Source organism: Butyrivibrio sp. FCS014, assembly GCF_000526935.1.
Lineage (GTDB): Bacteria > Bacillota > Clostridia > Lachnospirales > Lachnospiraceae > Butyrivibrio.
Genome location: NZ_JAHA01000019.1, coordinates 858,467 through 885,169, shown reverse-complemented (window position 1 = coordinate 885,169; position 26,703 = coordinate 858,467). Strand labels below are relative to the sequence as shown.

Sequence of the window (26,703 nt, the reverse complement as noted above, 5' to 3'; positions counted from 1 at the left end):
GCTAAGAGCTTTTCTTTTTTCTGTATTCGGCGGGAGTTAAAGTGGTCTCCCTCTTAAATAGCTTTATGAAGTGACTGGTGTTGGGGATCCCCACATCGCAGCCCACCGCATTTACGCTTATGTCTGTCTGCTCCAGCAGAGTCTTGGCCTGTTCTATCCTCAGATTGTTCAGATACTGCAAGGGAGAGTGGCCGTAATAATTCTTGAACTGCCGGCACAATCTGTACTTGCTGACAAAGAGCCTCTCCTCAAGATTATCCAGTGTAAGGAAACTGTTGTACTCCGTATCCAGGATCGCCTTCATGTCCTGGATGTGAGCGGGAATGCCCGGAGTTGCTGATGGTACCTTGGTGTCTGCCACCGCGAGATACGCCTCGGTCAGTATATCCGTAAGAAGCCTCGAGCGAAGGATCCCGGAATCGGCGCCCTGCCGCAGCATAAGTCTTTGCAGGTAGGAGAGCTGGGCGTTGGCGTGGCGCTCCTTAAGCTCGATGACCTCCATGGGCTTTTGTATGTAGAGCCTTAAGGGTTCCCCTGTCAGTAAAAAGAGATGGAAAAAGCAGGGAGTGCTTCTGGTGTCGAACCTGAAATTGACCCCAGGCTTAAACAGTGCCATGCTCTTCTCCTTCAGGAGCATACTCTCTTCCGATTTGATAAGAACATCACCCTTTTCGATATATAATAATAAGTAATACGGATTATTGATACATTCAAAGGTGGTGGGAATTCCGTAGGTGATGGCTCCTCCGAACACCGCGCTTAGAAGAAGCGGGTCAAAAGAGTCTTCGGGGACCGCCATGAACCTCTTGATATCCAGAACGTCGGTGAAGGAGGTTCCGCTCTCGAAGAGCCTGTGAAAACGGAAAATGCTATTCAGTTCTTCAAGGTTGTTCCTTATTGCCTCTGCCATGATAACTGCTCCTGTTTATGGGATCATTATAATGAAAATGCAGTAAAATAGCAATGATGATTTACCTAAAACGTTTAAGTTTACTTAGGTAAAAAAGAGTAAATAGATGCCTAAATGATGTTTTGAGACAAGAAAATAACCACAAAGACAAGAATGAGTTATAAAACGCAAGAATGATGGATGATTAAAAAAGCTAAATACTGTATTCTGCATTTAGTAAATGAAACGCAGCTCGTAAAAGGAGGATGAAAATGAAATTGAAAAGAGCATTAGCAGTAACACTTATGATGGCTCTGGCAGCAGGAACTGCAGCATGTGGAAGCACAGCAGCAGAAACCGGAGCACAGGAGAGCGCGGAGTCAGACGTACAGATTGCAGAAGAGAGTGCACCTGCAGCTGACACAGCTGCAGCAGCCGATGACGCCGGCGAAGCGGATGGTATCAAATCTTACGCTGATCTTGTCCTTGGGGAGGACTTCACAGATCTTACAACAGAGATCTCATTTTTCAGCAACAGAACAGATCTTGATTCCGATGATTACGGCGGAGTTAACTGGAAAGAGTACATGGCCGCTTTCAATGAGGTATATCCCGGTATCACAGTGAACGTTATCACAGATACAAACTACGCCGAGGATGCAAAGACTCACCTTCAGTCAGGAGATTACGAGACAGTTATCCTGATCCCCTCAATCGATAAGGCAGATCTTTCTTCCTACTTCGAGTCCTACGGAAGCCTGGACGTAATGAACGGTCAGATCAACTACGCAGATCACTGGGAGTACAAGGGCGAGGTTTACGGAGTACCTTCAACAGCCACAGCTCAGGGTATCGTTTACAACAAGAGAGTATTTGAGGAGGCAGGCGTAACAGAGCTTCCCAAGACTCCCGAACAGTTCATCGACGCCCTCAAGAAGATCAAAGAGCATGACAGCAGCATAATCCCTCTTTACACCAACTATGCTGCAGGCTGGACAATGGGAAGCTGGGATGACTACACCGGCATCAGCGCAACAGGCGATGCAGGCTTCACCAACGGAACACTTCTTCATGAGAAGGATCCCTTCAGAGATTACGGCGATTCAACACATCCCTATGCGGTTTACAAGATCCTCTATGATGCTGTTGCAATGGGTCTTACAGAGGATGACTACTCAACAACCGACTGGGAAGGCTGCAAGGGCATGATCAACAGAGGCGAGATCGGATGCATGGTACTTGGATCATGGGCTTATCCTCAGATGGAGGCAGCAGGCCCCAACGCTGCAGATATCGGATACATGCCTTTCCCTGTAACAGTTGACGGCAAGCAGTACGCTCTGGCAGGTCCCGACTATTGCTACGGTATCAACAAGAACGCTTCCGATGACGAGAAGCAGGCAGGCATCATCTTCGTTAAGTGGATGACTGAGCAGTCAGGCTTTGTTTACAACGAGGACGGACTTCCCATTCAGGCCGGAAGCACCGAGACCAAGCTCGCTTTTGACAACGTAACATTCCTTCAGGAAACACCTGCAAAAGAGGGTGAGGAGGATCTTCTCAACGAACTCAATGCAGAGTCAGAGCTCAACTACAGAGCCGGCGGCGACAGAAGGATCCAGCTCATCATAGAGCACGCTTCCATGGGCGACATGGAGTTCGACGACATCATGAACGAGTGGAACGAGAAGTGGACAGAAGCTCAGGATGTACTCGGCGTTACTGTCAATGAGTGATCGTGCCGGTACATATTAACGGAAATGTCTGACCTAAGGAATCCGCCGCAAGCGGCACCCTTAGGTCGAAACCAAGGAGGATGGGACAATGAAATGGCTAAAAAGTAGAAAGGGACAACAGGCTGTCATAATACTCAGCTTTATCACTGTCCCATTACTTCTTCTTGTGATCTTTACCTACCTGCCCTTTGCGCAGATGGTACAGTTCAGCTTTTACAAAATGAAATATCTTACGCCCCCGGACAAAAGAGTCTTCGTGGGACTTAGGAACTATATCGATGTGTTCACCAGGGATGACTGCTTCAAGGCACTGAAGCTGAGTTTCTACTACTGCGCAGGAGCTCTGTTCCAGTTGGCGCTGGCTCTTTTCCTGGCGACCATCCTAAGCTTCGGGGCCAAGGGCGGAAATGTCTTTAAAGGAATGATGTTCTTCCCCTACCTTATAAGCGGAATTGCCATCGGCTTTATCTTCAAGTTCTTTTACACGAGAGGATTTGTGCTGGATTCAATTCTCGGGATCGTGGGAATAGACGTAGATTCCCTTCCCTACTGGCTCAAGGACCAGAAGGTTAACAACTGGTCTTTGGTTGCCACCTCGGTGTGGAGGTATTTCGGCCAGAACATGGTGCTGTTTATCGGAGCCATCATGTCGGTGGATGCAGAGCTTTACGAGGCAGCCGCCCTGGACGGTGCCAACCGCTTCCAGCAGTTCTTCCACATCATACTTCCGGGTATAAAGACCATTGTCACACTGAACGTGATCCTTTCCATAACCGGATCCTTAAGTGCTTTCGAGCCGCCCTTCGTTATCACGGGAGGTGCCAACGGAACCGGAACCTACTTTGTAATAATGAATGAGATAGCCCACGTTACACAGAAGGTGGGACTGGCCAGCGCAATGGCCGTGGTGCTTCTGGTGATCATTTTCATAGTGACTATACTTCAGAAGCTGTTCTTTAAATATGTTTTCAGAGAGGCTGACACATGAAGATAAGTAAGATACTCACCACAACAATTAAATATCTGGTACTTGTATTCTTTTCCTTTGCTGCAGTTGTACCGGTGGTATCCTGCATCTTCACGGCCTTTAAGACGGCAGACGAATACCAGACCACCAGCGTGATAACACCCCCCTCTAACTGGCTGTACTTCGAGAACTTTGTGAAGGCTTTTAAAACAGCCAACATGGGAAGAGCATTTCTCAATTCCCTGATCGTCATGGTGGTTGTGCTTCTGGTATCGGTAATAGTTGGAACCCAGCTGGCGTATGTGCTGAACCGTTTTGAGTTCTTCGGAAACGGGATCATCAGGAACCTGTTCCTGTTTGCATCCCTCCTTCCATCCATCGCCATGCAGGTTACGGTCTACAAGATCATGACGGTTCTGGGCTTTGTAAACCATCTCTACGGCTACATCATCATGATGTGCGGAACGGATGTTATCTCCATATACATCTTCATTCAGTTTATGGAAAACATCTCCTCCTCCGTGGACGAATCGGCCATCATAGACGGGGCTTCATACTGGACCGTTTACTGGAAGATAATCCTTCCCCTCTTAAAACCTGCCGTTGTGACTGCCTGCATATTAAAGGGCGTCTCGGTGTACAACGAGTACTACTGTGCGAACCTCTACCTTATGGATAAAGAGATCCGCACCATGTCCACCTCCCTCTACACCTTCGTGGGCCCTATGGGCAGCCAGTACAATCTGATCTGCGCAGGCGTGCTGATATCCATACTTCCTGCATTTTTGGTATTTATCTTCAGTCAGAAGCAGATCTACAGCGGCATCACCCAGGGCGCGGTGAAAGGATAATTTTAAAGTTTTGAGGTTTTACGATGTTACAGGAAATAAATAAAGAACTGACAAAGCATATCATTCCCTTCTGGAAGAGCCTTCGGGATGAGGAATACGGCGGATACTACGGCCTTGTGGACTTTGATCTTACGGTGGATAAAAAGGCCGAAAAGGGTGCCATATTAAACAGCCGCATTCTCTGGTTCTTTTCCAGAGCATTTAATGAGTTAAAAGATATATCGCTTCTTCGGGAAGCAGATCATGCCTACAGGTTTCTTGAAGAAAAGCTTTTGGATGAGGAAAAGGGCGGAATCTGCTGGTCCGTTACCTACGACGGAAAGGTCCTGGACAGTACCAGACACACCTACAATCAGGCCTTTGCGATATATGCTCTTTCCGAATACTACAGAGCTTCGGGAAACAAAACGGCCCTTATCACGGCTCAGAAGCTCTTTTGCCTTATAGAGGACAAGTGCCGGGACAGGGACGGATACCTTGAGGCCTTTGATGAGGACTTCAATCCCCTTCCCAACGACAAGCTTTCCGAGAACGGGGTAATTGCCGAGCGCACCATGAATACGGCGCTGCACGTTCTTGAGGCCTACACCCTCTTGTTTGACGTAACGGACGACCTTTCGGTGAAAAAACTCATCGGCATAAAGCTGGCGCAGCTTCTTGGGGTCATCAGAACGAAGATCTATAACCCTGACAAAAAGCGCCTTGATGTATTTTTTGACCGGGATTACGAAAGCCTTATCGACCTTCAGAGTTACGGCCATGATATCGAGGCCTCATGGCTGATCGATCTTGCTGCGGATACCCTTGGGGATGCATTCCTGGAAAAAGAGGCAGCGGCAAACATCAAGCGGATGACAGGCGAACTTGCTGAAAGCACTTTTGAGAGGGCACTCCAAGACGGCTCTTTTATAAACGAGTGCGAGGACGGAAAGCAGGACAGAACAAGGATCTGGTGGGTACAGTCCGAGGCCATGGTGGGCTTTGCAAATGCCTACAGAAAGACCGGCCAGGCGCGATACCTAAAGGCAGTATCCGATATCTGGGAATACACCGGGGAATTTATCATCGACAAGCGAAACGGCGGGGAGTGGTTCTGGCAAGCTTCAGAGGACGGAGCCCCCGGGAAAAGACCCATCGTGGAACCCTGGAAATGTCCCTACCACAACGGAAGAATGTGTTTTGAAATAATGAACAGACTTAAAGAAGGAGAGGCGGATGATTCACGAAAAGTATTACGAGGAGCTTGAGAAACAGGAAAAGATCCTAAATAGGAAAAATGAGGCGGCGCCTTTCTACAACGGACTGTACGAGAGATATAAGTACCCGGTCCTTACAAGGGAGCACATCCCGCTGACCTGGAGATATGACCTTGATAAGGATACGAACCCATACTTTATGGAGAGACTTGGAGTGAACGCGGTGATGAATTCCGGCGCGCTCTACCTTAACGGAAAGTACTACCTGGTGGCCAGGATCGAGGGGAACGACAGGAAGTCCTTCTTCGGAGTGGCGCAGAGTGATAACGGTATAGACGGCTTCAGGTTCATGGATCACCCGGTGCTTCTGGAGGATACCTGCAAGGAGGAGACCAATGTCTACGACATGAGGCTCACGCAGCATGAGGACGGCTACATCTACGGAGTTTTCTGCTCCGAGAGCAAGGACACCTCAGTCAGCGATCTGTCTGCGGCTGTGGCCTCCGCGGGAATAGTAAGGACCAAAGACCTGGTGAAGTGGGAGAGGCTTCCGAACCTGGTGACACTTAGAAGTCCCCAGCAGAGAAACGTGGTTCTTCATCCCGAATTTGTGGACGGCAAGTACGCCTTCTACACAAGGCCTATGGATGATTTCATCGAGACCGGCAGTGGAAGCGGCATAGGGTTCGGACTTTGCAGCGATATCACCCAGGCTGTCATCGACGAGGAAAAGATGACGAGCCTTAGGAAGTACCACACCATCACCGAGGCCAAGAACGGCGCGGGAGCGGTTCCCATAAAGACCTCCCGTGGATGGGTGCACATCGCCCACGGTGTAAGGAATACCGCAGCGGGCCTTAGATATGTGCTCTATGCATTTGTAACAGACCTTAAGGATCCATCAAAGGTTATCGCGCAGCCCTCAGGTCTTTTGCTGGGACCCAGGGGTGAGGAAAGAGTCGGAGATGTCTCCAATGTGGTGTTCACAAACGGAGCCATCGTCAATGAGAAAGAAGAGGTTTTCATATATTATGCGTCATCGGATACGAGATTACATGTTGCAACAACCACAGTGGACAAGCTCCTTGACTACTGCTTTGAGACCCCGGAAGACCCCGGCAGGTCGGTTCTGTGTGTAAGACAGAGAGATGAGCTGATCAGCAGGAATCTTGAACTATTAAAGAGAGGATGAATTTATGAAGTACGAGATTTTGGGACCCGGGACCACTAAGGTTCCCTGGCAGGAAAGACCAAAGGAATTAAAGGGAGCGCCCATCTGGAGATATGATGCAAATCCCATTATAGGAAGAAATCCCGTTGAGGGCGTAGCCAGGATCTTCAACAGCGCGGTAATGCCCTACGGGGACGGGTTTATCGGCGTGTTCAGGGGAGAGCAGACAAACGGGATCCCTGCAATTTACCTTGGAAGAAGCAGCGACGGAATAAACTGGGACATCGACAAAGAAAAGATCCCCTTCACTGACGAAGAGGGCAATCCCTTCATGCCGCAGTACGCCTATGATCCGAGGCTTGTAAAGGTGGAGGATGACTACTATATCATCTGGTGCCAGGATTTTTACGGAGCTTCCATAGGAATAGCAAAGACAAGGGACTTTAAGAAATTCGTCAGAATAGAAAATCCCTTCATACCCTTCAACAGGAATGCGGTTCTTTTCCCGAGGAAGATAAACGGAAAGTACATGCTGCTCTCAAGGCCCTCGGACAGCGGCCACACTCCCTTCGGAGACATCTTTATCAGTGAGAGCCCGGACATGACCTACTGGGGAAAGCACAGACATGTGATGGGAGCCAATGACAACTGGTGGGAGTCACTTAAGATCGGCGGAGGAGCAACTCCCATAGAGACTTCCGAAGGCTGGCTTTTGTTCTATCACGGCGTTGCCGGAACCTGCAACGGATACGTGTACTCCATCGGCGGAGCGATTCTGGATATCGACAATCCCTCCATCGTAAAGTACCGGTGCGAGACATTTCTTTTGACCCCGGAGGAATGGTACGAGGAGAGAGGCTTTGTGCCCAACGTATGCTTCCCCTGCGCTACCGTGCAGAACCCCGGGACGGGACAGCTTGCCATCTACTACGGCGCTGCCGACAGCTACGTGGGACTGGCATTTACCTACACCGATGAGATCATCGACTACATCAAAAGCCACAGTCAGTTATCCGAAACTGACAGGGAAATCGGAAGGCGGTGACAGTTTATGAATACGAAAAGACCTGTCATCACCTATTCAAAAGAGCCGGTGCTGGAGCCGAAGGCGGGATGTGAATGGGCGGACACAATGGTGCTTAACCCCGCCCTTGTCCTTGATAAGGACGGAAAGACCATTCACATGCTGTTTCGGGCCACAGGCCCCTGGCCTTCAAAGAATCTTAAGGGGAAGTCAGATCCTTATCCGATCTTCCTTGGATACGCTGTGAGCACTGACCTCGGAGAGAGCTTTACCGCCGACTTTGACAGACCAGCCCTGGCTCCGAGGCTTGCCTACGACGAGGAAGACATGTATGTGGAAAATGATAAGGGAGAGAGGGTTTTAAATTATGCCAACGGGTGCATAGAAGATCCGAGGCTCTTTACGGTGGAGGGTCAGCTGTATCTGACCGTGGCCTGCAGGCTCTTTCCCCCGGGAGCTTACTGGGAGGGGGATAAGAGAAGAGACAATCTCCCGGACTGGGTGATGGAACCTGATAATCCCATTGGGGTTCTGGCCAGAAGAAACGACACCGTGACGGTACTTTACAAGGTGGATCTTGAGAGGTTGAAGGCGCGGGACTACGATAGCTCTTTTACATATATGGGTCCACTGACGGACGGGAACTTAAGTGACAACAGAGACGTTTTCTTCTTCCCGAAGAGAATGAACATTCAAGGACAAAACAGTCTTCTAATGCTCCACAGACCGGAGCGATCTTATGAATTTCCCACAGGAGAAAAAGTAAATAACCCGGCCATTTTTATGGCAGCAGCCAGGGAGTTTGAGGACTTTGTAAAAGAAGGCACGGTTCACAGACTTCTTGCTAAAAGTGAGTTTGACTGGGAGGAAGAGAGGGTCGGCGCCAGCTTCCCGCCTATTGATCTTGGGGGCGGAGAATGGCTTGTTTCCTACCACGGAAAGGCCCTTCCGGACTACGGCTATACCCAGTCCTTCATGATTTTAGAGGAAAGGGACGGGGACTTTCCAAGGATCAAACATCGCATGTCAGAGAGGCTTATCTATGCTAAGCAGAAGTGGGAACTTCCGGATAAGTTTCCGTGCCCCTGCATATTTACCACCGGAGCGGTGGTCGTGGGCGATACCCTTATCATGGGGTACGGCGCGGCGGACCAGAAGGTGGGGATCGCAAAGGCGGGACTTAAGGAGCTTTGCGACTACGTGCGCTGTTTTGATGAGGAAGGAAACCCCATGGAATAAAGAGAAAATGGAAAATAAAAGGAAAGAGATACTTTTTACCGAGCCTGTTTACAAGCACACCGTTTGGGGTGGAAAGAGGCTTCGGGAGGAGTATGGATGCCCCGAGGAGGGTGACGATATCGGCGAATGCTGGGGAATATCGGCCCATCCTCAGGGGGACTGTATCATCAGAAACGGCACCTTTAAGGGGGAACACCTGTCAAAGCTTTGGGAAGAGCACGGGGAGCTCTTCGGAACCGGGAAGACTTCGGTGTTCCCTCTTCTTGTGAAGATAATTGATGCATCGGGTGACCTCAGCATTCAGGTCCACCCGGATGACGCCTACGCAAGAGAGCATGAGAACGGATCCCTCGGAAAGACCGAGTGCTGGTACGTTTTGGACTGCCCTGAGGGAGCGGAGCTGGTACTGGGCCACAGGGCAGCCACGAGAAAAGAGCTGGTGGGGATGATAGATGAGGGAAGATGGGAGGAATTTGTGAAAAGAGTTCCCGTAAAGAAGGGGGATTTTCTTCAGATAGATCCGGGAACCGTGCACGCCCTGACAAGCGGCTGCCTCATCCTTGAAACCCAGGAGAACAGCGATATAACCTACAGAGTCTACGACTACGACAGACTTCAGAACGGGGAAAAGAGACAGCTCCATCTCGAACAGTCCAAGAAAGTCATCACGGTTCCGGCGCTTCCGGCCGGCAGCTGCATAATTCCTCTGGAGAAGAGAAAGCAGGACAACAATGAGCTTTCAAAGATATATTCCTGCGATTACTACACCATCTATGAGATGAGGGTCCACGGAGAAGCTTTTGTTGATATGGGAAAGGACTTCCTTCTTGTGACCATAACGGAGGGCTTTGGAGAGATCGAAGGTACTCCCGTTTCAAAGGGCAGCAGTTTCATTGTGCCTAGCGGATACGGAAAGGCGCGGTTTAAGGGGAATATGATGTTGGTGGCTTCCACCGCCTGTGCGGCCTGCGCCGCTTCTTCTGTGTCTGCGGCGTCTTCCGCCCGGGCATAAAATCGTAAGATAAAATGAATCAAGACGGTTGACTTATTCTGTTTATACTGCTATATTATTCATAAATCTGCATAATTATGCATTTAAGTGCATAAAGAAGGAGGACATTATGAAAAAGAAGTTAATGGCAGTAATCATGTCGGTGATAATGACAGGCTCAATGCTTGCAGGATGCGGCAGCGCAGCAGGCGGAGCAGCTGAGGGAGGAGCTAAAGAGACCCTTACCGTTGGAACAAACGCAGCTTTCCCGCCTTTTGAGTATGTAGGCGATGACGGAAAGCCCGACGGTTTCGACATGGCGCTTATAAAGGCTGTTGGCGACAAGATCGGCATGGAGGTTCAGATTCAGGATATGGAGTTTGACTCCCTTGTTTCTTCCATCGGCGGCAAGATCGATGTTGCTATCGCAGGCATGACAGTTACTGAGGAGAGACAGAAGACAGTAGATTTCTCTGATTCATATTATGAGGCTGTTCAGGCAGTCATCGTTCCCAAGGGCTCATCCGTTGCATCAGCCGATGACCTCAAGAACCTTAAGATCGGTGTTCAGCTTGGAACCACAGGTGAATTCATCGCCGATGAAATCGAAGGCGTTGAAGTTTCCGCTTATAACAAAGCAGTTGATGCAGTTAACGATCTCATAAATGGCAGAGTTGACTGTGTTATCGTAGATAAAAATCCCGCTGAGGTATTCGGCGCTCAGTTCTCCGATAAGGTAGATGTACTTTCAGGAACTGATTTTGATTTTGAACCCGAGTTCTATGCAATCGCACTTCCCAAGGGAAATACAGAACTTGCAGACAAGATCAACGGCGCTCTTAAGGAACTCAAAGAGGACGGAACCTACGATAAACTGGTTAAACAATACATTGAGGAGTAATCGCAAATAGATGACTATAAGTGAACGTTTAGAGGCGGCTTTTATAACCGGCGACCGGTGGAAACTTTATCTGTCAGGTGTTGGAATAACCCTTGAGATCGCGGTGCTTGCCGGGATACTGGGTATCATCATAGGAACCTGTCTTGCCCTTATGAAACTTTCAAGGACCGGAGAAGGAAAGCCTACAATTTTAAGCTATATAGCAACAGTATATATCGATGTGATAAGGGGAACACCCAGTGTTCTGCAGCTCCTTATCATGTGGTTCATAATCATGGCATCTTCCAGCAACGGGATCCTGGTGGCATCCCTGTCCTTCGGACTTAACTCGGGCGCCTACGTGTCTGAGATTGTCCGCGGCGGAATCCTTGCAGTTGACAAGGGCCAGGGAGAGGCAGGCAGAAGCCTTGGCCTTTCAAAGGCCCAGACCTACCGCTACATTATTCTTCCCCAGGCTGCGAAGAATGTCATCCCGCCTCTTGGCAACGAGTTCATAACTCTTATTAAGGAAACTGCCATCGTGGGATACGTAAGTCTGTCTGATCTTACCCGTGTGGCAAATCAGGTAGCTTCAAGGACCTATGATGCATTTATGCCGCTCATCGGCGCAGCGGTCATTTACTTTGTGATCATTAAGGTGCTCACCATACTCCTTGGAAAATTTGAAAGGAGGATGCGTAAGAGTGATAACCGTTAAGAATCTTTATAAGGAATTTACCGATCATGACGGAAAAGTAAACGAGGTTCTGTCAGGGATCAATTACGAGATCAATAAAGGGGAGAAGATAGTTATCGTCGGCCCCTCCGGTTCAGGAAAGAGTACGTTCCTTCGCTGCCTTAACCTTTTGGAAGTTCCCACCTCCGGACAGATCATTTTTGACGGAGAGGACATTACAGCCAAAGGCGTTGACATCAACAAAGTCAGACAGCGCATGGGAATGGTGTTCCAGAACTTCAATCTCTTCAACAACCTCACGGTAATGCAGAATATCACACTGGCTCCCGTCAAGCTGGGAATCATGACTGAGGAAGATGCCCGGTTAAAAGCCCTCGAGCTTCTTAGAAGGGTAAACTTAACCGACAAGGCAAACGTCTATCCGGCTTCTTTATCCGGCGGACAGAAGCAGAGGATCGCCATTGTAAGGTCCCTTTGCATGAACCCCGAGGTGATGCTCTTTGACGAACCCACATCCGCTCTCGACCCTGAGATGGTAGGAGAGGTTCTGGATGTTATGAAGCAGCTTGCTGATGAGGGAATGACCATGGTGGTTGTTACCCACGAGATGGGCTTTGCAAAAGAGGTAGCTACAAAAGTCCTCTTTGTGGATGAGGGCAAGATCCTTGAGGAGAACACCCCGAAGGAATTCTTCGAAAACCCGCAAAGCAAGAGACTGCAGGACTTTCTCGCAAAAGTGCTTTAAGGATTGGACAATTACAGATAAAAAAGATATAGTAGTAGTACACGGAAACCGTTTTCCGTGTACTACTATTTTTTATGAAGAGGGAAATATGGTATCCATAAAAGACGTAGCAAAAGAGGCCGGAGTTGCTATTTCCACAGTCTCCAAAGTCCTCAATAACTATCCGAACGTAAGCGAAGCCACCAGGAAAAAGGTCATGGACGTGGTGGAAAGACTGGGCTTTGTGCCCAATGCCGTGGCAGCAAGTCTTTCCTCAAAACGCACAGGAAGGGTGGCTCTTCTTATCAAGCTTAATCTAAATACCCAGGCCAGCGACGAGATCAGCATGCAGTATATCTCCGGTGCGGTTCACCGGGCAAAAGAGCTGCAGCTGGACGTGATCACTGTGTTTACCTCCATGATCGATGACATGAATGTGGAGGAAGTAACTTCCTATTTTGAATCCCAGGGAATAAAGGGAATAATTGTCTACGGCCTTACCACAAAGGACAAGGTGGTCCACAAGCTCATCGGCAGCGGACACTTCAAGATGGTGGTCATCGATGCGCCAATGGTGAACAGCACCACTTCCTCCGTCAGCATAGACAACAAGAAGGCTCAGTATGACGTTGCCAAAAAGACCATCACAGAGAACAAATGCAAGAAGGTTCTCTATCTTGCCGGTGAGGATTTCGGCTATGTGACGGGAGAGCGTCTTGAGGGTATCAAAAAGCTGTGCGAGGAAAAGAAACTTAAGCTCAGCGTAAGGAACGGAAACTTCTCGGAGCTTCGTGCAAGACAGCTTACCATGCGCTACGCCAAGAACAACGACTGCGTTGTCTGCGCCTCGGATCTTATGGCCATCGGTGCCATGAAGGCTCTTATAGATATGGATATTTTCCGCCCGGTCTGCGGCTTTGACGGCATCATCCTCATGGGATATGTGGGCAAGCAGATGAACACGGTCAAGCAGGACTTCGTTAAGATCTCTGAGGTTGCTTTGGATGAACTTAACCGCCTGATGAAGGGCAAGGAAGGCCGCAAGGTCACTGTGCCCCACACTTTGGTAAGGATGAGATACGAGGATATCATCAGCTGATAAATTAAATTCGAAAATTAGTACTTGCGGAAAACGTTTTCCTGTGTTATATTACAACCATCGGAATTGAGAAAACGTTTTCCGAGGTCATGACAAGCTGTAATTAAATAGCTAAAACAAAAGATTATAAAAGCGTAACTTACAAAGACAAACAGGAAACGTAAATTCAAGCTTTATGAATACGAGAGGAGAGACACAATGGCAAAGCACACTAACATGCAGCGCGACGTACTTGTAACCAACCTTGAGGAGCAGCTGGAGAGCATCGCTTCCGAGAAGTTCGGAAAGTCCCTCAAGGACTGCACAGACAGGGAGACCTACTACGTACTCCTTGAGATGACAACACGTCTCATGAATGTTGCAGAAGTATACAACGGAGAGAAGAAGGTTTACTACATTTCCATGGAGTTCCTTATCGGTAAGCTTCTTTCCAACAACCTTATCAACTTAAGAGTATATGACAGAGTTAAGGAGATCCTCGAGAAGAACGGCAAGAGTCTTGCTGATATTGAAGAGTGCGAACCCGAGCCTTCACTGGGTAACGGAGGTCTTGGCAGACTTGCAGCGTGCTTCCTTGATTCCATCGCAACTCTCGGCCTTGCAGGAGAGGGAATCGGACTTAACTATCACTTCGGTCTTTTCAAGCAGGTGTTCAAGGATCACCTTCAGACCGCAGAGAAGAACGAGTGGATCGAGGATCAGTCCTGGCTTGAGAAGACAGATACCACCTTCGAAGTTTCTTTTGGCAAGGAGAAGGTTGTATCCCGCCTCTACAATATGGACGTTGTTGGATATGACACAGGCGTTAACAAGCTCCGCCTCTTCGATATCGAGACCATCGACGAGTCTTTGGTGAAAAAAGGCATCGACTTTGACAAGACCAAGATTGATAAGAATCTGACTCTTTTCCTGTATCCCGATGACTCTGATGAGGCCGGAAACCTTCTGAGGATCTATCAGGAGTACTTCCTGGTTTCAAATGCCGCACAGCTTATCCTCCGCGAGCAGAAGGAGCGCCAGTACGACCTTCACGAGCTGCACAACCATGCGGTTATCCAGATCAACGACACACATCCTACCATGATCATCCCTGAGCTTATCAGGATCCTGGTTGAGGAGAAGGCCTTCAACATCGACGAAGCCATCAACGTTGTTAGCAAGACCTGCGCATACACAAACCATACAATTCTTGCCGAGGCTCTTGAGACATGGCCTCTTGCATACCTTGAGAAGGTTGTTCCCCAGCTTGTTCCTTATATCAAGGAGCTGGACAAGAGAATTCGCGACAAGTACAAGAAGAACTCCAAGGTTTGGATCATCGACAAGGACAAGAAGGTACACATGGCCTTCATCGACATCCACTACGGTTTCTCAATCAACGGCGTTGCCGCTATACATACAGATATCCTTAAGGACAGCGAGCTCAACGATTTCTACAAGCTCTATCCTGAGAAGTTCAACAACAAGACCAACGGTATCACCTTCAGAAGATGGCTCCTTAGCTGCAACCATCCTCTGGCTGATTTCCTTTCACAGACCATCGGCGACGGCTTCAAGAAGGATGCCACCAAGCTTGAGAAGCTCCTTGACCACGTAGGCGAGCAGGACGTTCTTGATAAGCTTGAAGAGATCAAGATGAGTAAGAAAAAAGAGCTGGCTCTTTACCTCAAGAATCACGAGAACGTTGAGGTTGACCCTGAGTCCATCTTTGATATTCAGGTAAAGAGACTTCATGAGTACAAGAGACAGCAGATGAATGCCCTCTACATCATCCACAAGTATCTGGAGATCAAGGGCGGCAAGAAGCCCGTAAGGCCTCTGACCTTCATCTTCGGTGCAAAGGCAGCACCTGCCTATGTTATTGCCAAGGATATCATCCACCTTCTTCTTGTTCTTCAGGAGATCATCAACAACGATCCCGATGTTAACAAGTACATGAAGGTAGTTATGGTAGAGAACTACAACGTAAGCTACGCTGAGAGACTTATCCCTGCCTGCGACGTATCCGAGCAGATCTCTCTTGCATCCAAAGAGGCATCAGGTACCAGCAACATGAAGTTCATGCTCAACGGTGCCGTTACTCTTGGAACAGATGATGGTGCAAACGTAGAGATCCACGAGCTTGTAGGCGATGACAATATCTACATCTTCGGTATCAGCGCTGATGAGGTTATTGAGCACTACAAGAAGGCTGACTATGTTTCAAAGGATTACTACAAGAAGAGCCCTGTTATCAAAGAGGCTGTGGACTTCATCGTAAGCAAAGAGTGCCTGAAGGTTGGCCACAAGGAGAATCTTGAGAGACTCTACAAAGAGCTTCTTAATAAGGACTGGTTCATGACTCTCATCGATCTTGAGAGCTATATCGAGAAGAAGGATCAGATCTTTGCTGATTACGAGAACCGCGACAAGTGGAAGAAGATGATGCTTACCAACATCGCAAAGGCAGGCTACTTCTCATCCGACAGAACCATCGCAGAGTACAACAGAGATATCTGGCACCTGGATTGATATAAGACTTTAAGCCCACAGGGGACGGTTCTCTCCGGTACACTTTTTTAAGTGAACCGGAGAGAACCGTCCCCTGTGGCTTTTTGTGTTAAAATGATACCTAAACAGTGATTTTGAAATTTTTTAAAAAAAGTTTGTAACGAAATTTCTTTTTCTCCGTCTAATATATGAGATCAAAGAAAAGGAAGCATGATGACACATGGATAAAGTCACAGCGGAAAAACTTTATGATGCGTTCTATATGAAGGTGTTTTCTTATGTGATGACTCTTTCGGGAGATCACGAGGAGGCCATGGAGATCACACAGGAAACCTTTTTCCGAGCGATAACAACGGAAAAGAAATTCAGGGGAGAGAGCGAAAGCTTCACCTGGCTGTGTGCCATAGCAAAGAACATCTTTATTGACGAGAAAAGGCGACAGTCCCGTATGGGAGAAGCGCCTGTGGAAGAAAGATCGGACGGTAAGAATCTTGAAAAGAGCCTTATGGACACCGATTCTTCCATCAGGATCCACCGCATTCTCCATGACATGGAAGACCCGTATAAAGAGGTTTTCCAGCTGCGCATTTTTGGTGAATTATCCTTCCAGCAGATAGGTTCTATCTTTGGAAAAACAGAAACCTGGGCCCGGGTTACGTATCATCGTGCCAGACTTATGATTAAAGAAAGGATGGATGAAAAATGAAATATCAGTGCGAAATGATTCGTGATCTCCTTCCATTATATAAAGACGGGGTTTGTAGCGATTCAAGCAGACAGGTTGTCGAGGAGCATTTACAGGAATGTCCTGAGTGTGCGAAAATACTTGATGAACTAAAGGACACCTCTTACGATGAGATAATGGTTCTGGAGAGAAACAATGTGATTGAATCACAGTCCAGGTTTTTTAAGAGAAAGAGTGCAGTTGTCGGAAGCGTTATAGCTGCAGTCTTTGCAATACCTATCCTGGTCTGCCTTATCGTAAATCTGGCAAGCGGACATGCACTTAGCTGGTTCTTTATTGTACTGGCAGCTATGCTTGTTCCAACTGCCCTTATCGTAGTTCCGCTCATGGCAACAAGGAACAGAATGTTCCTGACCATGACATCGTTTACAGCAAGCGTTATTCTCCTTCTTGGAGTGATCAATATATATACCGGCGGTCGCTGGTTCTTTATCGCGGCATCCGCAACACTGTTTGGCCTTACTGTCTGCTTCGCTCCCTTTATAGTGAATGCAGATCCGGTAAAGACGCATCTTGGAAAGCAAAAGGGCCTCATAGCCATGGCAGCTATCACTGCTACATTTTTCCTGATGATGTTCTGCATAGGCTTTGGTGTAGGACCCGCAAGGTTCTTTCCTCTGGCAATGGCCATCAGCATTCCTGTTGTGGCTTTTATCTGGATCATCTTTGCAATCGTCAGATATCTTCCGTTTAACGGCCTTGTTAAAACAGGTATCGTGATCGCAGCCATCAGTCTGTTTTCATACTATGGAAACCTGGCTGTTACTGCTATCGGACTTGCGGCAATGGGATCTAACGGCGTAATGATGTACAGTGAGCCGTCTATCAGTATGATGTTTGTCGGTATCGCGATCGGAGCTGTATTTGCAGTGATCGGTCTGCTGGTTGGGAAAAAGGAGAATAACAATGCTTAAAATAAAAATATTTTTAATAACAGTATTGGGGGTAGCAATGATGGGATTACTTACAGGATGCTCGTTCGGAATGAGAACCAGCTATGTTTATACAAACGGCGATCAGTATGTCGCAGGAGATCGTGAGATTTCGGAGAAGATCGATACACTGGATATTGATTATGTCTCCGGGGATGTGATGCTTGAGGCTTCTTCATCAGACAAGATAGTCATCAGAGAGACTTCGTTAAAAGAGCTTGATGACAAGAGGAAGGTACATACATGGGTTGAGGGATCTGTTCTTCACGTAAGATACTGCGCATCAGCCAAAAAACTCGATCTTAACCGACTTGGCAAAAAGCTGACTATTGAACTTCCAAGTGACATGGAACTTGGAGATATTGATCTTAAGGTTGCTTCCGGAGATGTAAAGGCAAACTGCGGCGCAGGCAACATCAATGTGCGTTCTGCTTCCGGTAATATAAGCTTTGTCCAGAAGGGAAACAGCAGTGACATCGAGCTTTCCACTGCGTCCGGAGATGTGGATCTTAAAGCTGAAAATGCAGATAAAATAACTGTTTCAGCTGCATCAGGAAATATAGATATCTATGCTTTGGATGCTAAGGAAGTGGAATCAGCCACAAGCAGCGGCGAAACCACAGTTTCTTTTGCCAGGGTTCCTAAAACTTCCAATATCAGCGGAACTTCCGGAGATATCACAATCTATCTTCCCGAGGATCCTGATGTTACGGCTTCCCTTAAGGCAACTACCGGAGATATTACATACAGGCAGGCATTTACAAAGAGTGAAGACATCTATGTCTGCGGAAACGGAGGCAATGAGATGAACGCTCACACAGTCTCTGGGGACATCAGTATTGAAGTGATTTCAGATTAAACCCATTAAAAATGCCTAAATCATTAACCAAAAAACTGTTAAATATCAACTAAGGAGATTTGTGGCGTTAGTTTAACAGGTATGTTATTATATTAACGATATCCCGTATGGGGTATGGGGTTAGTAACTATTATATTTTGAAGGAGGATTTAGGTAATGGCAAAAACAGCTATCATCACCGGTGGCTCAAGAGGTATCGGTGAGGCAATGGCACTTAAGTTGGGTGAGCTTGGTTACAATGTTGTGATCAACTACAGAAGCGAGTCTTCAAAGGCTCTTTCCGACGATCTTGCTGCAAAGATCAGCGGACAGTATGGCGTTGAGACACTGGTTGTAAGAGCAGACGTTAGTAAGTATGAGGACTGCGAAGCCCTTGTTAAGGCTGCTGTTGATAAGTTCGGTGATAAGATCGATGTACTTGTTAACAACGCCGGTATCACAAATAACTGCAACTGGATCGACATCACACAGAAGCAGTATGAGAGCGTTATCGGAACAAACCTTCTGAGCGCTATGCATATGACACACCTGGTACTTCCTTATATGATTAATCATTCTTCAAAGGATGATCAGTGCTGCATCGTTAACACAGCTTCCATCGGCGGACTTATCGGCGTTATCAATCAGGCTGATTATTGCGCATCCAAGTCAGGTGTTATCGGTCTTACAAGAGCTCTTGCCCTTGAGTTTGCAGGCAGAGGCGTTCGTGTAAACGCTATCGCTCCCGGCATGATCATGACAGACATGCTCCGCGGCGTTAATCAGGATGAGCTCAATGCTCTTGCAGCTACAATTCCTCAGGGATACATCGGTGACGTATCCGATATCGCAGGTGCTCTTGGATACCTTCTGACAGCTCCTTACGTTACAGGACAGGTTATTTCTCCTAACGGCGGAATCGTTCAGCAGTAATTTATGAATAACAAATAGAGTCGCTTGGTACGTTGTTCGTCCGGACTCACAGATATTAAAAGTGGCAGGGATTGCTCCCTGCCACTTATTTTATGTTATGCCTTTTTGCAACGCTATTTACACAACACCCTTCTGGCGCCATTTGCCGAACTTGTAGAAGAAGATACTCATGGCTGCGCCGATAGCCCAGGCAATAAGCAGCGACCAGTAGATCATGTCGCGGTTGCCGATGGGGTAAGCCTCTGAGCGGCTTAAGTAAACCATGATGGTGGCACCCATACTTATTCCTATGAACAGGATGAGCAGAAGATTGAAGATGGGAGCCGCACTTCCTACCGCAGCAAGAGCGTTATCTCCAACATATCTGCCTACTACTATACTGTCTACTGTACTGTATAACTGCTGTACAACATTTCCGAAGAGCATGGGAACCGTGAACTTAAGTATCTGCTCCCAGGGCCTTCCTACGGTCATGTCTACAGCATCAAATGCTTTCATTTTCATATTTAAACCCTCTTAAACAAAAACCAAATTAAATTGTATGCAATCTAATATACACTTTAGTTTTGGTTTTTGCAAGTGTTTAATATCGGTCTTGCAATATGAACATTAAAGAACTCAATGAGAGGTCCCATGAAGAAGGCGGTTATTATGGTTCCGACACCGGCTATTGTAGGGATCTGAGATACAAGACCTCCGGACAAAAGAAACAGCGACACACCCAGGATAACGCAGACAATGTCGGTTATGATCCTGACATACTGGAACTTTCCTTTCTTCCAGGTGTTGACGATGATAAGCGCCACTGCATCATAGGTGGATACGCCCAGGTCTGCGGTCATGTAGAAGGCAGATCCGAAGCAGATTATGACTACACCTATAATAAGGCACAGAATGCGGACAGGCATGGAAGGATCAACGATCACTGTCTGCAGGAATGCATAAGTAAACTGGGTTATGTACCCAAGAAGAAACAGATTGATAAAAGTGGCTATTCCGATGTAATGCCTGTCGAATATCAGGGCGAACAGCAGCATCACAGCGTTGGTTATAACGTACAATGTTCCAAAGCTTATGGGAACAATGCTGTCCAGGCCTGCCATAAAGGACTGGAACGGGTCAACTCCCAGAGCAGCTATCTTGAAGATGCCTACGCTTATGGCGCAGATGATTACTCCGAACAGGGACATTGCGATTCGCTTTTTCAGGTTATCTCTTTTCATGGTGCTCCTCCGATGGTGTTGAAGTTAAGAGAAGACATCGATAACTTCGGAATCCTCCAAAGAATCGATGTCTTTTTTTCATTTCATGTGCTGTTTGATAATGCTGCGAACGGTATTTTCAAGGTAGGGCTTGAGATCATCTAAGGATATGGGATCTCCGAACATTATGGAGCTGTAGCCCGTGGAACCCACAAGCTCTATTATAAGGAACAGCATTACTTCCGGGTCTTTGATCTTAAGTCCCGAATCTTCCACCATCTTCCTGTAGACCTCAGCGAAGTCCACGTCATCCTCTGAGGTGGGAGAGGTGAGAGCTCTTTTGAAAAAGGCCCAGCTAAGGTCCTTGTAGATGAAGGCAAGAAGTCCTTTGTTGGCGGCCAGTTCGTCAAGAACATAGTCCATAAGGAAGATGATCTCTTCCTCGAGTCCCTCGATACCATTGTCCTTCATGGCGTTGTAGGCCTGGAGAAAGAGCTGGCTTGACTTGTGGGCAATGAGTCTGTTCCTGATATCGTACTTGTCCTTGAAGTACAGATAGAAGGTGCCCTTTGCAACTTCCGCCTTTTCTACTATATCCGAGATGGAGGTCTTGTTGAGTCCCTTTGAGGTAAACAGCTCAAAAGAGGCGTTCAAAAGGTTTTCCATTTTCAGTTTCTTGTTAAGATCTGCCTTTCCCATATGATCACTTCCTTATAAAACATATTATAGCATAGCACAAAAGTGCCCGTTTCCTTTATTTCAAAATGAAATTATAAAAAAGAAATAAAATTTATGACCAACGGTCAATAATAATTGACTAATGGTCATTTATGTGATATACCATAATACAGAAAGTGACCGTTGGTCAATAATTATTTATAAAAAAGAGGAGTTGGTGTTATGAATAAGCTTTCACATCTTATCGTAAAGCTAAGGTACATTATCCTGATCGTTGCGGTAGCACTGCTGATCCCGTCGGCGATCGGATATTTTAACACAAGAGTTAATTACGACATTCTCACATATCTTCCCAAGGATATTGAGACCATGAAGGGCCAGGATATTCTTCTGGACCAGTTCGGAACAGGCTCTTTTGTCCTGTATGTTGCAGAGGGTATGGAGGAGAAAGACGTAGCGGCCTTAAAGAGCAAGATCGAGCAGGTCGATCACGTTGCGGATGTTATCTGGTATGACTCGGTAATGGATCTGTCGGTGCCCATGGAGATGCTTCCTTCAAAGGTATATGACGCATTCAACGGAGATGATGCCACAATGATGTTCGTGGTATTTGATGAGGGTACTTCCTCAGACGGAACCATGGCTGCCATAGAAGAGATCAGAAGAATCTCAGACAAGCAGTGCTTCATGAGCGGCATGAGCGCCATCGTAACGGATACCAAGAACATGGCTGAGGCAGAGACGCCTATATATGTAGGAATTGCAGTACTTCTTGCAATCATTGTTCTTTCCCTGACAATGGATTCCTACCTTATTCCGCTGTTCTTCCTTTTAAGTATAGGAATGGCAATCGTCTACAACATGGGTACCAACATATTTAAAGGAGAGATCTCCTTTATCACCCAGTCCCTGAGTGCGGTACTTCAGCTTGGTGTTACTCTGGACTACTCAATCTTCCTGTGGCACAGCTATCAGGAGGAACTGGAGAGAAACGATGACAAGAAGGACGCCATGGCAAACGCCATTACAGCAACCTTCCAGTCTGTAATAGGAAGTTCCATCACAACAATCGCAGGCTTCGTTGCACTTTGCTTCATGAGCTTTACACTGGGTCTTGACCTTGGAGTTGTAATGGCCAAGGGTGTTGTATTCGGAGTTATCGGATGCGTAACCATCCTGCCCAGTATGATCCTTGTATTTGACAATCTTATAGAGAAGACCAAGCATAAACCTCTGATGCCTGAATTTAACAGGATCCCGAAGTTCATTGCCAAGCATTATCTGGCTTTCTTTGCTGTATTCCTGGTACTTCTGTTCCCGGCAATTTACGGAAACAACCACACTGCAGTTTATTACGATCTTTCCCAGACACTTCCCGACAAGCTTGAGAGTGTACAGGGAGCCAAAGAGGTTGATGAGAAGTTCGAGATGAACTCCGCATATATGCTGCTGGTTGATAAGAACCTGGACAGTGCATCCATGACTGAGATGATAGATGAACTTAAAAATACAGACGGAATTCTTTCGGTACTCGGCACAGATTCACTTATAGGACCCGCATTCCCCAAGAACTTTATTCCCGAAGACCTTATGGCCGATCTCGAGAGTGACGAGTGGAAGATGGTTCTTTTGACCACTGATTATAAGATCGCTTCTGACGAGATCAACGCTCAGATAGCTGATGTGGACAGAATAGTAAAGAGCTACGATCCCAAGGCCATGGTTGTAGGCGAAGCGCCTTGCACCAAGGACCTGATAAACATAACAGACCACGATTTCCAGGTGGTTAACTTCGTATCCATAGGTCTTGTGTTCCTGATCATAGCCTTCGTGCTTAAATCAGTATCCCTGCCTTTTATACTGGTGGCAGTCATCGAGTTTGCCATCTTCGTGAACATGGGACTTCCTTATTACACAAAGACAACGATACCTTTCATCTCATCGGTTGTTATCGGAACCATTCAGCTGGGCGCAACTGTTGACTACGCCATCCTGATGACAACCAGATATCTGAATGAGAGAATGAGCGGCCATGACAAGAAGGAAGCTACTTTGATAGCTCTTTCCACCAGCATGAAATCCGTTATTGTCAGCGCACTGAGCTTCTTTGCGGCAACCTTCGGAGTTGGACTTATCTCCAGCATCGATATGATCGGATCTTTGTGCATGCTCATGGCACGAGGCGCCATCATCAGTATGTTTACAGTACTTCTTGCTCTGCCGGCAATGTATATGCTCTTTGACTGGCTCATTATGAAGACCACATTCGGCATGAACAGCAAGGAGAATGAAACACATCATTTCGGACATTTGATCCATAGACATAAAGTCGCATAAGAACGGAGGAGAGAATCATGATCAGAAAAAATCTTATTAAATCATTATCTTTAATTATGGCTACAATGCTGGCAGTTATGACGGTTGCCTGCGGACAGAATACAGTAACTGACAACACAGCTGCCATCGAGACTACGGTAGAGGCAGGAGATTCACAACAGAAGGCCCTTGAGGAAGCCGTTACAACAAACTCTCTGCTCGGATCCGTAGCAAACGAGTCCGGCAAGGTTGAGACGGTTTACGTAACAGCCGATGCCAACGGCGCAGTAAACGATGTCATCGTAAGCGAGTGGCTCAAGAACGCCGAGGCTTCACCAGAGCTCTCTGACAAGACAGAGCTTAAGAACATCGTGAACGTAAAGGGCGATGAGACCTTTACCGACAACGGCGACGGCACAGTTACCTGGGAAGCCGGCGGCTCTGACATCTACTATCAGGGAACCACAGACAAGGAGCTTCCTGTTAAGATGAACATCACCTATACTCTTGATGGAAAAGAGATAGCTCCCGAGGATCTGGCAGGCAAGAGCGGAAAAGTTACCATCCGCTTCGAGTATGAGAACAATGCGAAGCAGACCGTTGATGTTGACGGCAAAAACTATGATGTTTACACACCTTTCGCCATGGTATCCGGAATGATGCTGGATGCTGAGAAGTTCACCAACGTTGAGATTTCAAACGGTAAGGTCATCTCTGACGGCGGCAACTACATCGTTATGGGAGTTGCAGTTCCCGGACTTAAGGAGAGTCTTGATATCTCTGATGAGAAGTGGGATGAGCTTGATGATGCAGATGAGATCAAGGATAAGCTCTCAAATTCCTTCGAGATCACAGCTGACACCACAGACTTTGAACTTGGAATGACCATTACAATGGCAAGCTCAGACATCCTCTCTGATTTCGGAGTTACAGACTTTAATGACTCAGAGAAGATCGAAGACCTCAAGGATGATATGGGCGAGCTCTACGACGGAGCAAACAAGCTGGTTGACGGAAGCAAGGCTCTTAAGGACGGAACTACAGAGCTTAAGGACGGCACAGCTAAGCTGGCCGATGGTACCGATAAGCTCTACAACGGAACTTCCGATCTTTATGACGGAACAGCAAAGCTCTACGACGGAACAGGAAGCCTTGCAGACGGAACTTCAAAGCTCTATGACGGAGCAGGAAGTCTTGCAGACGGATCTTCAAAACTTTATGACGGTACAAAGAGCCTTAGCGACGGAGCAGGCAAGCTCTATGACGGAAGCAAGGCCCTGGGAACCGGTGCTGCTTCCCTTGAGAGCGGCGTTAAGTCCTATACCGACGGTGCTGCAAAGATAAAGGCCGGCGCAGGTCAGCTCCAGGCCGGTGTTGCCGGTGCCAAGGCCGGATCAGAAAAGCTGGTTGCAGGAGTAGCATCAGTGGAGTCAAGCACCGCTGACCTTGCAGATGGCGCTAAACAGGTTGACGATGGCGTTAAAACAATGCAGGAGATGATGGAGAACATGGTAAAGGTTGAGCTGGTAAATAAGCTTGATGGCATCAAGGCTAATCAGAATCTCTACGGAGCAGCTTATGCATGGCTTACCGATACTTCCGATACTACTTCAGAGCCTTCGGCAGCAGTTCTTCAGATACTCCAGTCCATTGATAAAGGAATCACCTCAGGACACGATGCACTTAAGATCAAGTGTGCAGCCCTTGCAGCTCTTAGCGGACAGACCAAGAAGGCACTGTATGCGATCGATAACTACCAGATGCTGGTAACCACTGTAAAGACCGGAACTCTCTATGCAGAGGTGACCGATGATGAACTTGCAGCAGGTTCAGATGAAGCCACAGGGGATGCTTCAGGAGCGGCTAAGAGCGGATCTGAAGGAACAGATAATACCGAGAACGGATCCGGAAGCGGAGCAGCTGATGATGCAGACAATAACACTGCTGGCGGAAACGGCGAAAATGCCGGAACTTCAGCAAACAGCAGTGAAACACCCGCTGCCGTTACTGAGATTATCGATGAGAAGACTCCCACTGCAGCAGCACCTGCAGCAAATGCCGGAGATACAAATACCGGAAAGGCAGCAGGCACAGGTGAAGACGAAGAGGGAACCGGCGATGATGAAAAGGAAGGCGCCGATGAAGATTCTCTTGGAGAAGATGGCGAGGACGAGCTTTCATCCACAGGCAATGAGAAGAAGGTAACTGTAAAAGCTGCCGGAGAAAACGAAACAGGCTACAGCGACAGTGACGTTTACAACATTGCAGTATATGTACAGAGATACAGCGCTCTTTGCGGCGCAACTAAGGGAGCCGCTGCGACCCTTGGCTCAACCTATGAGCAGATAAGTGCCATGAAGAAAGGCCTCGAGGCAAAACTTCCCGGAATTTCCACTCTGGTTACCGGAGCAGATGCTGTGGCTTCAGGAACAGAACAGCTTAAAGCAGGTCTTGGAGCTCTTAAGGACGGTCAGATTGCGCTTAGTGACGGCATTGGCCAGGTTGGTGCCGGTGTCAGCGCTCTCTATCAAGGTGCAGACACTCTTACAGCAAACAATGAAGCACTTGTTGGCGGAGCTAAGCAGCTTACAGGCGGTGCAAGCCAGCTCACAAACGGCACAAAGGAACTTAAGGGCGGCGCAGATCAGCTTAAAGATGGTGCAGGCCAGCTTAAGGACGGTGCAGGTCAGCTCAAGGATGGCGCAGGACAGCTTAAGGACGGCGCAGCACAGCTTAGAGACGGTGCAGGCCAGCTTGTTGACGGAGCAGGCCAGCTCAAGGACGGCGCAGCAGAGTTGAATGACGGTGCCAAGGCCCTTGATGAAGGCGCAGCAAAGCTTGATGACGGCGTACAGGAACTTCTTGACGGCATGATCAAGTTCGATGAGGAAGGAATTCAGAAGCTCTACGATGCATTCGACGGAGACCTTACTGATTTCGCTGACAGATTAAATGCCATCCAGAAGGCCGGAAGCAACTACAACTCCTTCGGCGGAACAGAGGAAGGCGTTGACAGCAGCGTTAAGTTTGTGATCAAGACCGGTGCAGTAAAGAGTCTTTGATAATATGTGATATGATAGAGGGGAAGGCTTTATAAGCCTTCCT

General features: G+C 47.6%; 23 protein-coding genes. 19 read left to right on the top strand and 4 right to left on the bottom strand.

What is annotated here, in order from left to right; translation table 11 throughout:
• Position 1: 1 nt before the first annotated feature.
• Positions 2-910, bottom strand: a complete 909-nt coding sequence (locus T456_RS21645) for a helix-turn-helix transcriptional regulator (RefSeq protein ID WP_024867160.1) — start codon at positions 908-910, stop codon at positions 2-4.
• Positions 911-1,161: 251 nt separating this feature from the next.
• Here T456_RS21645 and T456_RS0116745 point away from each other — a divergent pair, with 251 nt between their 5' ends.
• The 17 genes from T456_RS0116745 to T456_RS0116665 all read left to right on the top strand — a co-directional run bounded on the left by T456_RS0116745 (position 1,162) and on the right by T456_RS0116665 (position 19,402).
• Positions 1,162-2,625 carry an ABC transporter substrate-binding protein gene (locus T456_RS0116745; RefSeq protein WP_024867159.1) on the top strand — a complete coding sequence of 488 codons (1,464 nt, stop codon included), beginning with the start codon at positions 1,162-1,164 and terminating at the stop codon, positions 2,623-2,625.
• 88 nt (positions 2,626-2,713) lie between these two features.
• A complete protein-coding gene (locus tag T456_RS0116740) occupies positions 2,714-3,613 on the top strand; it encodes a carbohydrate ABC transporter permease (protein ID WP_024867158.1) in 900 nt (299 codons plus the stop codon).
• The gene (locus T456_RS0116735; protein WP_024867157.1) at positions 3,610-4,443 is read left to right on the top strand and encodes a carbohydrate ABC transporter permease; all 834 of its coding nucleotides are present in this window, start codon (positions 3,610-3,612) and stop codon (positions 4,441-4,443) included. Before T456_RS0116740 ends, T456_RS0116735 begins: the two co-directional genes overlap by 4 nt.
• Positions 4,444-4,466: 23 nt before the next feature.
• The gene (locus T456_RS0116730; protein ID WP_024867156.1) at positions 4,467-5,690 is read left to right on the top strand and encodes an AGE family epimerase/isomerase; all 1,224 of its coding nucleotides are present in this window, start codon (positions 4,467-4,469) and stop codon (positions 5,688-5,690) included.
• Positions 5,659-6,831, top strand: a complete 1,173-nt coding sequence (locus T456_RS0116725) for a glycoside hydrolase family 130 protein (protein ID WP_024867155.1) — start codon at positions 5,659-5,661, stop codon at positions 6,829-6,831. The genes T456_RS0116730 and T456_RS0116725 overlap by 32 nt, the downstream gene beginning before the upstream one ends.
• A gap of 4 nt (positions 6,832-6,835) precedes the next feature.
• The gene (locus tag T456_RS0116720; protein ID WP_024867154.1) at positions 6,836-7,855 is read left to right on the top strand and encodes a glycoside hydrolase family 130 protein; all 1,020 of its coding nucleotides are present in this window, start codon (positions 6,836-6,838) and stop codon (positions 7,853-7,855) included.
• A 6-nt stretch (positions 7,856-7,861) separates the two neighbouring features.
• Complete coding sequence (locus tag T456_RS0116715; protein WP_024867153.1) at positions 7,862-9,073, top strand: hypothetical protein; 1,212 nt, start codon at positions 7,862-7,864, stop codon at positions 9,071-9,073.
• Between the two features lie 7 nt (positions 9,074-9,080).
• Entirely contained in the window at positions 9,081-10,085 is a 1,005-nt protein-coding gene (locus tag T456_RS0116710) for a type I phosphomannose isomerase catalytic subunit (protein ID WP_024867152.1), read from the top strand.
• A gap of 109 nt (positions 10,086-10,194) precedes the next feature.
• Positions 10,195-10,965 carry a basic amino acid ABC transporter substrate-binding protein gene (locus T456_RS0116705; RefSeq protein ID WP_024867151.1) on the top strand — a complete coding sequence of 257 codons (771 nt, stop codon included), beginning with the start codon at positions 10,195-10,197 and terminating at the stop codon, positions 10,963-10,965.
• 10 nt (positions 10,966-10,975) lie between these two features.
• Positions 10,976-11,662, top strand: coding sequence for an amino acid ABC transporter permease (locus tag T456_RS0116700; protein WP_024867150.1), 687 nt, complete (start codon positions 10,976-10,978; stop codon positions 11,660-11,662).
• On the top strand, positions 11,649-12,386 hold the full coding sequence (locus T456_RS0116695; protein WP_024867149.1) for an amino acid ABC transporter ATP-binding protein: 738 nt from the start codon (positions 11,649-11,651) through the stop codon (positions 12,384-12,386). Before T456_RS0116700 ends, T456_RS0116695 begins: the two co-directional genes overlap by 14 nt.
• An 88-nt stretch (positions 12,387-12,474) precedes the next feature.
• Complete coding sequence (locus T456_RS0116690; RefSeq protein WP_024867148.1) at positions 12,475-13,464, top strand: LacI family DNA-binding transcriptional regulator; 990 nt, start codon at positions 12,475-12,477, stop codon at positions 13,462-13,464.
• 198 nt (positions 13,465-13,662) lie between these two features.
• Positions 13,663-15,975 carry a glycogen/starch/alpha-glucan phosphorylase gene (locus T456_RS0116685; protein ID WP_024867147.1) on the top strand — a complete coding sequence of 771 codons (2,313 nt, stop codon included), beginning with the start codon at positions 13,663-13,665 and terminating at the stop codon, positions 15,973-15,975.
• Positions 15,976-16,174: 199 nt separating this feature from the next.
• Complete coding sequence (locus T456_RS0116680; RefSeq protein ID WP_024867146.1) at positions 16,175-16,660, top strand: RNA polymerase sigma factor; 486 nt, start codon at positions 16,175-16,177, stop codon at positions 16,658-16,660.
• The gene (locus T456_RS21640; protein WP_024867145.1) at positions 16,657-17,613 is read left to right on the top strand and encodes a zf-HC2 domain-containing protein; all 957 of its coding nucleotides are present in this window, start codon (positions 16,657-16,659) and stop codon (positions 17,611-17,613) included. Before T456_RS0116680 ends, T456_RS21640 begins: the two co-directional genes overlap by 4 nt.
• Positions 17,614-17,650: 37 nt before the next feature.
• The gene (locus T456_RS0116670; protein WP_197026895.1) at positions 17,651-18,490 is read left to right on the top strand and encodes a DUF4097 family beta strand repeat-containing protein; all 840 of its coding nucleotides are present in this window, start codon (positions 17,651-17,653) and stop codon (positions 18,488-18,490) included.
• A gap of 156 nt (positions 18,491-18,646) precedes the next feature.
• Positions 18,647-19,402: an SDR family NAD(P)-dependent oxidoreductase gene (locus T456_RS0116665; RefSeq protein WP_024867144.1), complete on the top strand. Its 756-nt coding sequence runs from the start codon at positions 18,647-18,649 to the stop codon at positions 19,400-19,402.
• Positions 19,403-19,519: 117 nt separating this feature from the next.
• Here the strand turns inward: T456_RS0116665 and T456_RS23305 are convergent, their stop codons facing one another.
• The 3 genes from T456_RS23305 to T456_RS0116650 form a co-directional block, all read right to left on the bottom strand.
• A complete protein-coding gene (locus T456_RS23305; protein WP_024867143.1) occupies positions 19,520-19,906 on the bottom strand; it encodes an MATE family efflux transporter in 387 nt (128 codons plus the stop codon).
• 56 nt (positions 19,907-19,962) lie between these two features.
• On the bottom strand, positions 19,963-20,625 hold the full coding sequence (locus T456_RS0116655) for a YczE/YyaS/YitT family protein (protein WP_024867142.1): 663 nt from the start codon (positions 20,623-20,625) through the stop codon (positions 19,963-19,965).
• Positions 20,626-20,703: 78 nt separating this feature from the next.
• On the bottom strand, positions 20,704-21,303 hold the full coding sequence (locus tag T456_RS0116650) for a TetR/AcrR family transcriptional regulator (RefSeq protein ID WP_024867141.1): 600 nt from the start codon (positions 21,301-21,303) through the stop codon (positions 20,704-20,706).
• A gap of 201 nt (positions 21,304-21,504) precedes the next feature.
• On the opposite strand from T456_RS0116650, the gene T456_RS0116645 reads away from it, so the two are divergent.
• Together T456_RS0116645 and T456_RS0116640 are read left to right on the top strand one after the other, a co-directional pair.
• The gene (locus tag T456_RS0116645; protein WP_024867140.1) at positions 21,505-23,619 is read left to right on the top strand and encodes an efflux RND transporter permease subunit; all 2,115 of its coding nucleotides are present in this window, start codon (positions 21,505-21,507) and stop codon (positions 23,617-23,619) included.
• 17 nt (positions 23,620-23,636) lie between these two features.
• The gene (locus T456_RS0116640) at positions 23,637-26,660 is read left to right on the top strand and encodes a hypothetical protein (protein WP_024867139.1); all 3,024 of its coding nucleotides are present in this window, start codon (positions 23,637-23,639) and stop codon (positions 26,658-26,660) included.
• Positions 26,661-26,703 lie beyond the last annotated feature (43 nt).

What these genes read in the sequence shown, in the direction of transcription:
- T456_RS21645 (WP_024867160.1), bottom strand. Translation starts at nt 910, where the DNA reads ATGGCAGAGGCAATAAGGAACAACCTTGAAGAACTGAATAGCATTTTC.
- T456_RS0116745 (WP_024867159.1), top strand. Translation starts at nt 1,162, where the DNA reads ATGAAATTGAAAAGAGCATTAGCAGTAACACTTATGATGGCTCTGGCA.
- T456_RS0116740 (WP_024867158.1), top strand. Translation starts at nt 2,714, where the DNA reads ATGAAATGGCTAAAAAGTAGAAAGGGACAACAGGCTGTCATAATACTC.
- T456_RS0116735 (WP_024867157.1), top strand. Translation starts at nt 3,610, where the DNA reads ATGAAGATAAGTAAGATACTCACCACAACAATTAAATATCTGGTACTT.
- T456_RS0116730 (WP_024867156.1), top strand. Translation starts at nt 4,467, where the DNA reads ATGTTACAGGAAATAAATAAAGAACTGACAAAGCATATCATTCCCTTC.
- T456_RS0116725 (WP_024867155.1), top strand. Translation starts at nt 5,659, where the DNA reads ATGATTCACGAAAAGTATTACGAGGAGCTTGAGAAACAGGAAAAGATC.
- T456_RS0116720 (WP_024867154.1), top strand. Translation starts at nt 6,836, where the DNA reads ATGAAGTACGAGATTTTGGGACCCGGGACCACTAAGGTTCCCTGGCAG.
- T456_RS0116715 (WP_024867153.1), top strand. Translation starts at nt 7,862, where the DNA reads ATGAATACGAAAAGACCTGTCATCACCTATTCAAAAGAGCCGGTGCTG.
- T456_RS0116710 (WP_024867152.1), top strand. Translation starts at nt 9,081, where the DNA reads ATGGAAAATAAAAGGAAAGAGATACTTTTTACCGAGCCTGTTTACAAG.
- T456_RS0116705 (WP_024867151.1), top strand. Translation starts at nt 10,195, where the DNA reads ATGAAAAAGAAGTTAATGGCAGTAATCATGTCGGTGATAATGACAGGC.
- T456_RS0116700 (WP_024867150.1), top strand. Translation starts at nt 10,976, where the DNA reads ATGACTATAAGTGAACGTTTAGAGGCGGCTTTTATAACCGGCGACCGG.
- T456_RS0116690 (WP_024867148.1), top strand. Translation starts at nt 12,475, where the DNA reads ATGGTATCCATAAAAGACGTAGCAAAAGAGGCCGGAGTTGCTATTTCC.
- T456_RS0116685 (WP_024867147.1), top strand. Translation starts at nt 13,663, where the DNA reads ATGGCAAAGCACACTAACATGCAGCGCGACGTACTTGTAACCAACCTT.
- T456_RS0116680 (WP_024867146.1), top strand. Translation starts at nt 16,175, where the DNA reads ATGGATAAAGTCACAGCGGAAAAACTTTATGATGCGTTCTATATGAAG.
- T456_RS21640 (WP_024867145.1), top strand. Translation starts at nt 16,657, where the DNA reads ATGAAATATCAGTGCGAAATGATTCGTGATCTCCTTCCATTATATAAA.
- T456_RS0116670 (WP_197026895.1), top strand. Translation starts at nt 17,651, where the DNA reads ATGATGGGATTACTTACAGGATGCTCGTTCGGAATGAGAACCAGCTAT.
- T456_RS0116665 (WP_024867144.1), top strand. Translation starts at nt 18,647, where the DNA reads ATGGCAAAAACAGCTATCATCACCGGTGGCTCAAGAGGTATCGGTGAG.
- T456_RS23305 (WP_024867143.1), bottom strand. Translation starts at nt 19,906, where the DNA reads ATGAAAATGAAAGCATTTGATGCTGTAGACATGACCGTAGGAAGGCCC.
- T456_RS0116655 (WP_024867142.1), bottom strand. Translation starts at nt 20,625, where the DNA reads ATGAAAAGAGATAACCTGAAAAAGCGAATCGCAATGTCCCTGTTCGGA.
- T456_RS0116650 (WP_024867141.1), bottom strand. Translation starts at nt 21,303, where the DNA reads ATGGGAAAGGCAGATCTTAACAAGAAACTGAAAATGGAAAACCTTTTG.
- T456_RS0116645 (WP_024867140.1), top strand. Translation starts at nt 21,505, where the DNA reads ATGAATAAGCTTTCACATCTTATCGTAAAGCTAAGGTACATTATCCTG.
- T456_RS0116640 (WP_024867139.1), top strand. Translation starts at nt 23,637, where the DNA reads ATGATCAGAAAAAATCTTATTAAATCATTATCTTTAATTATGGCTACA.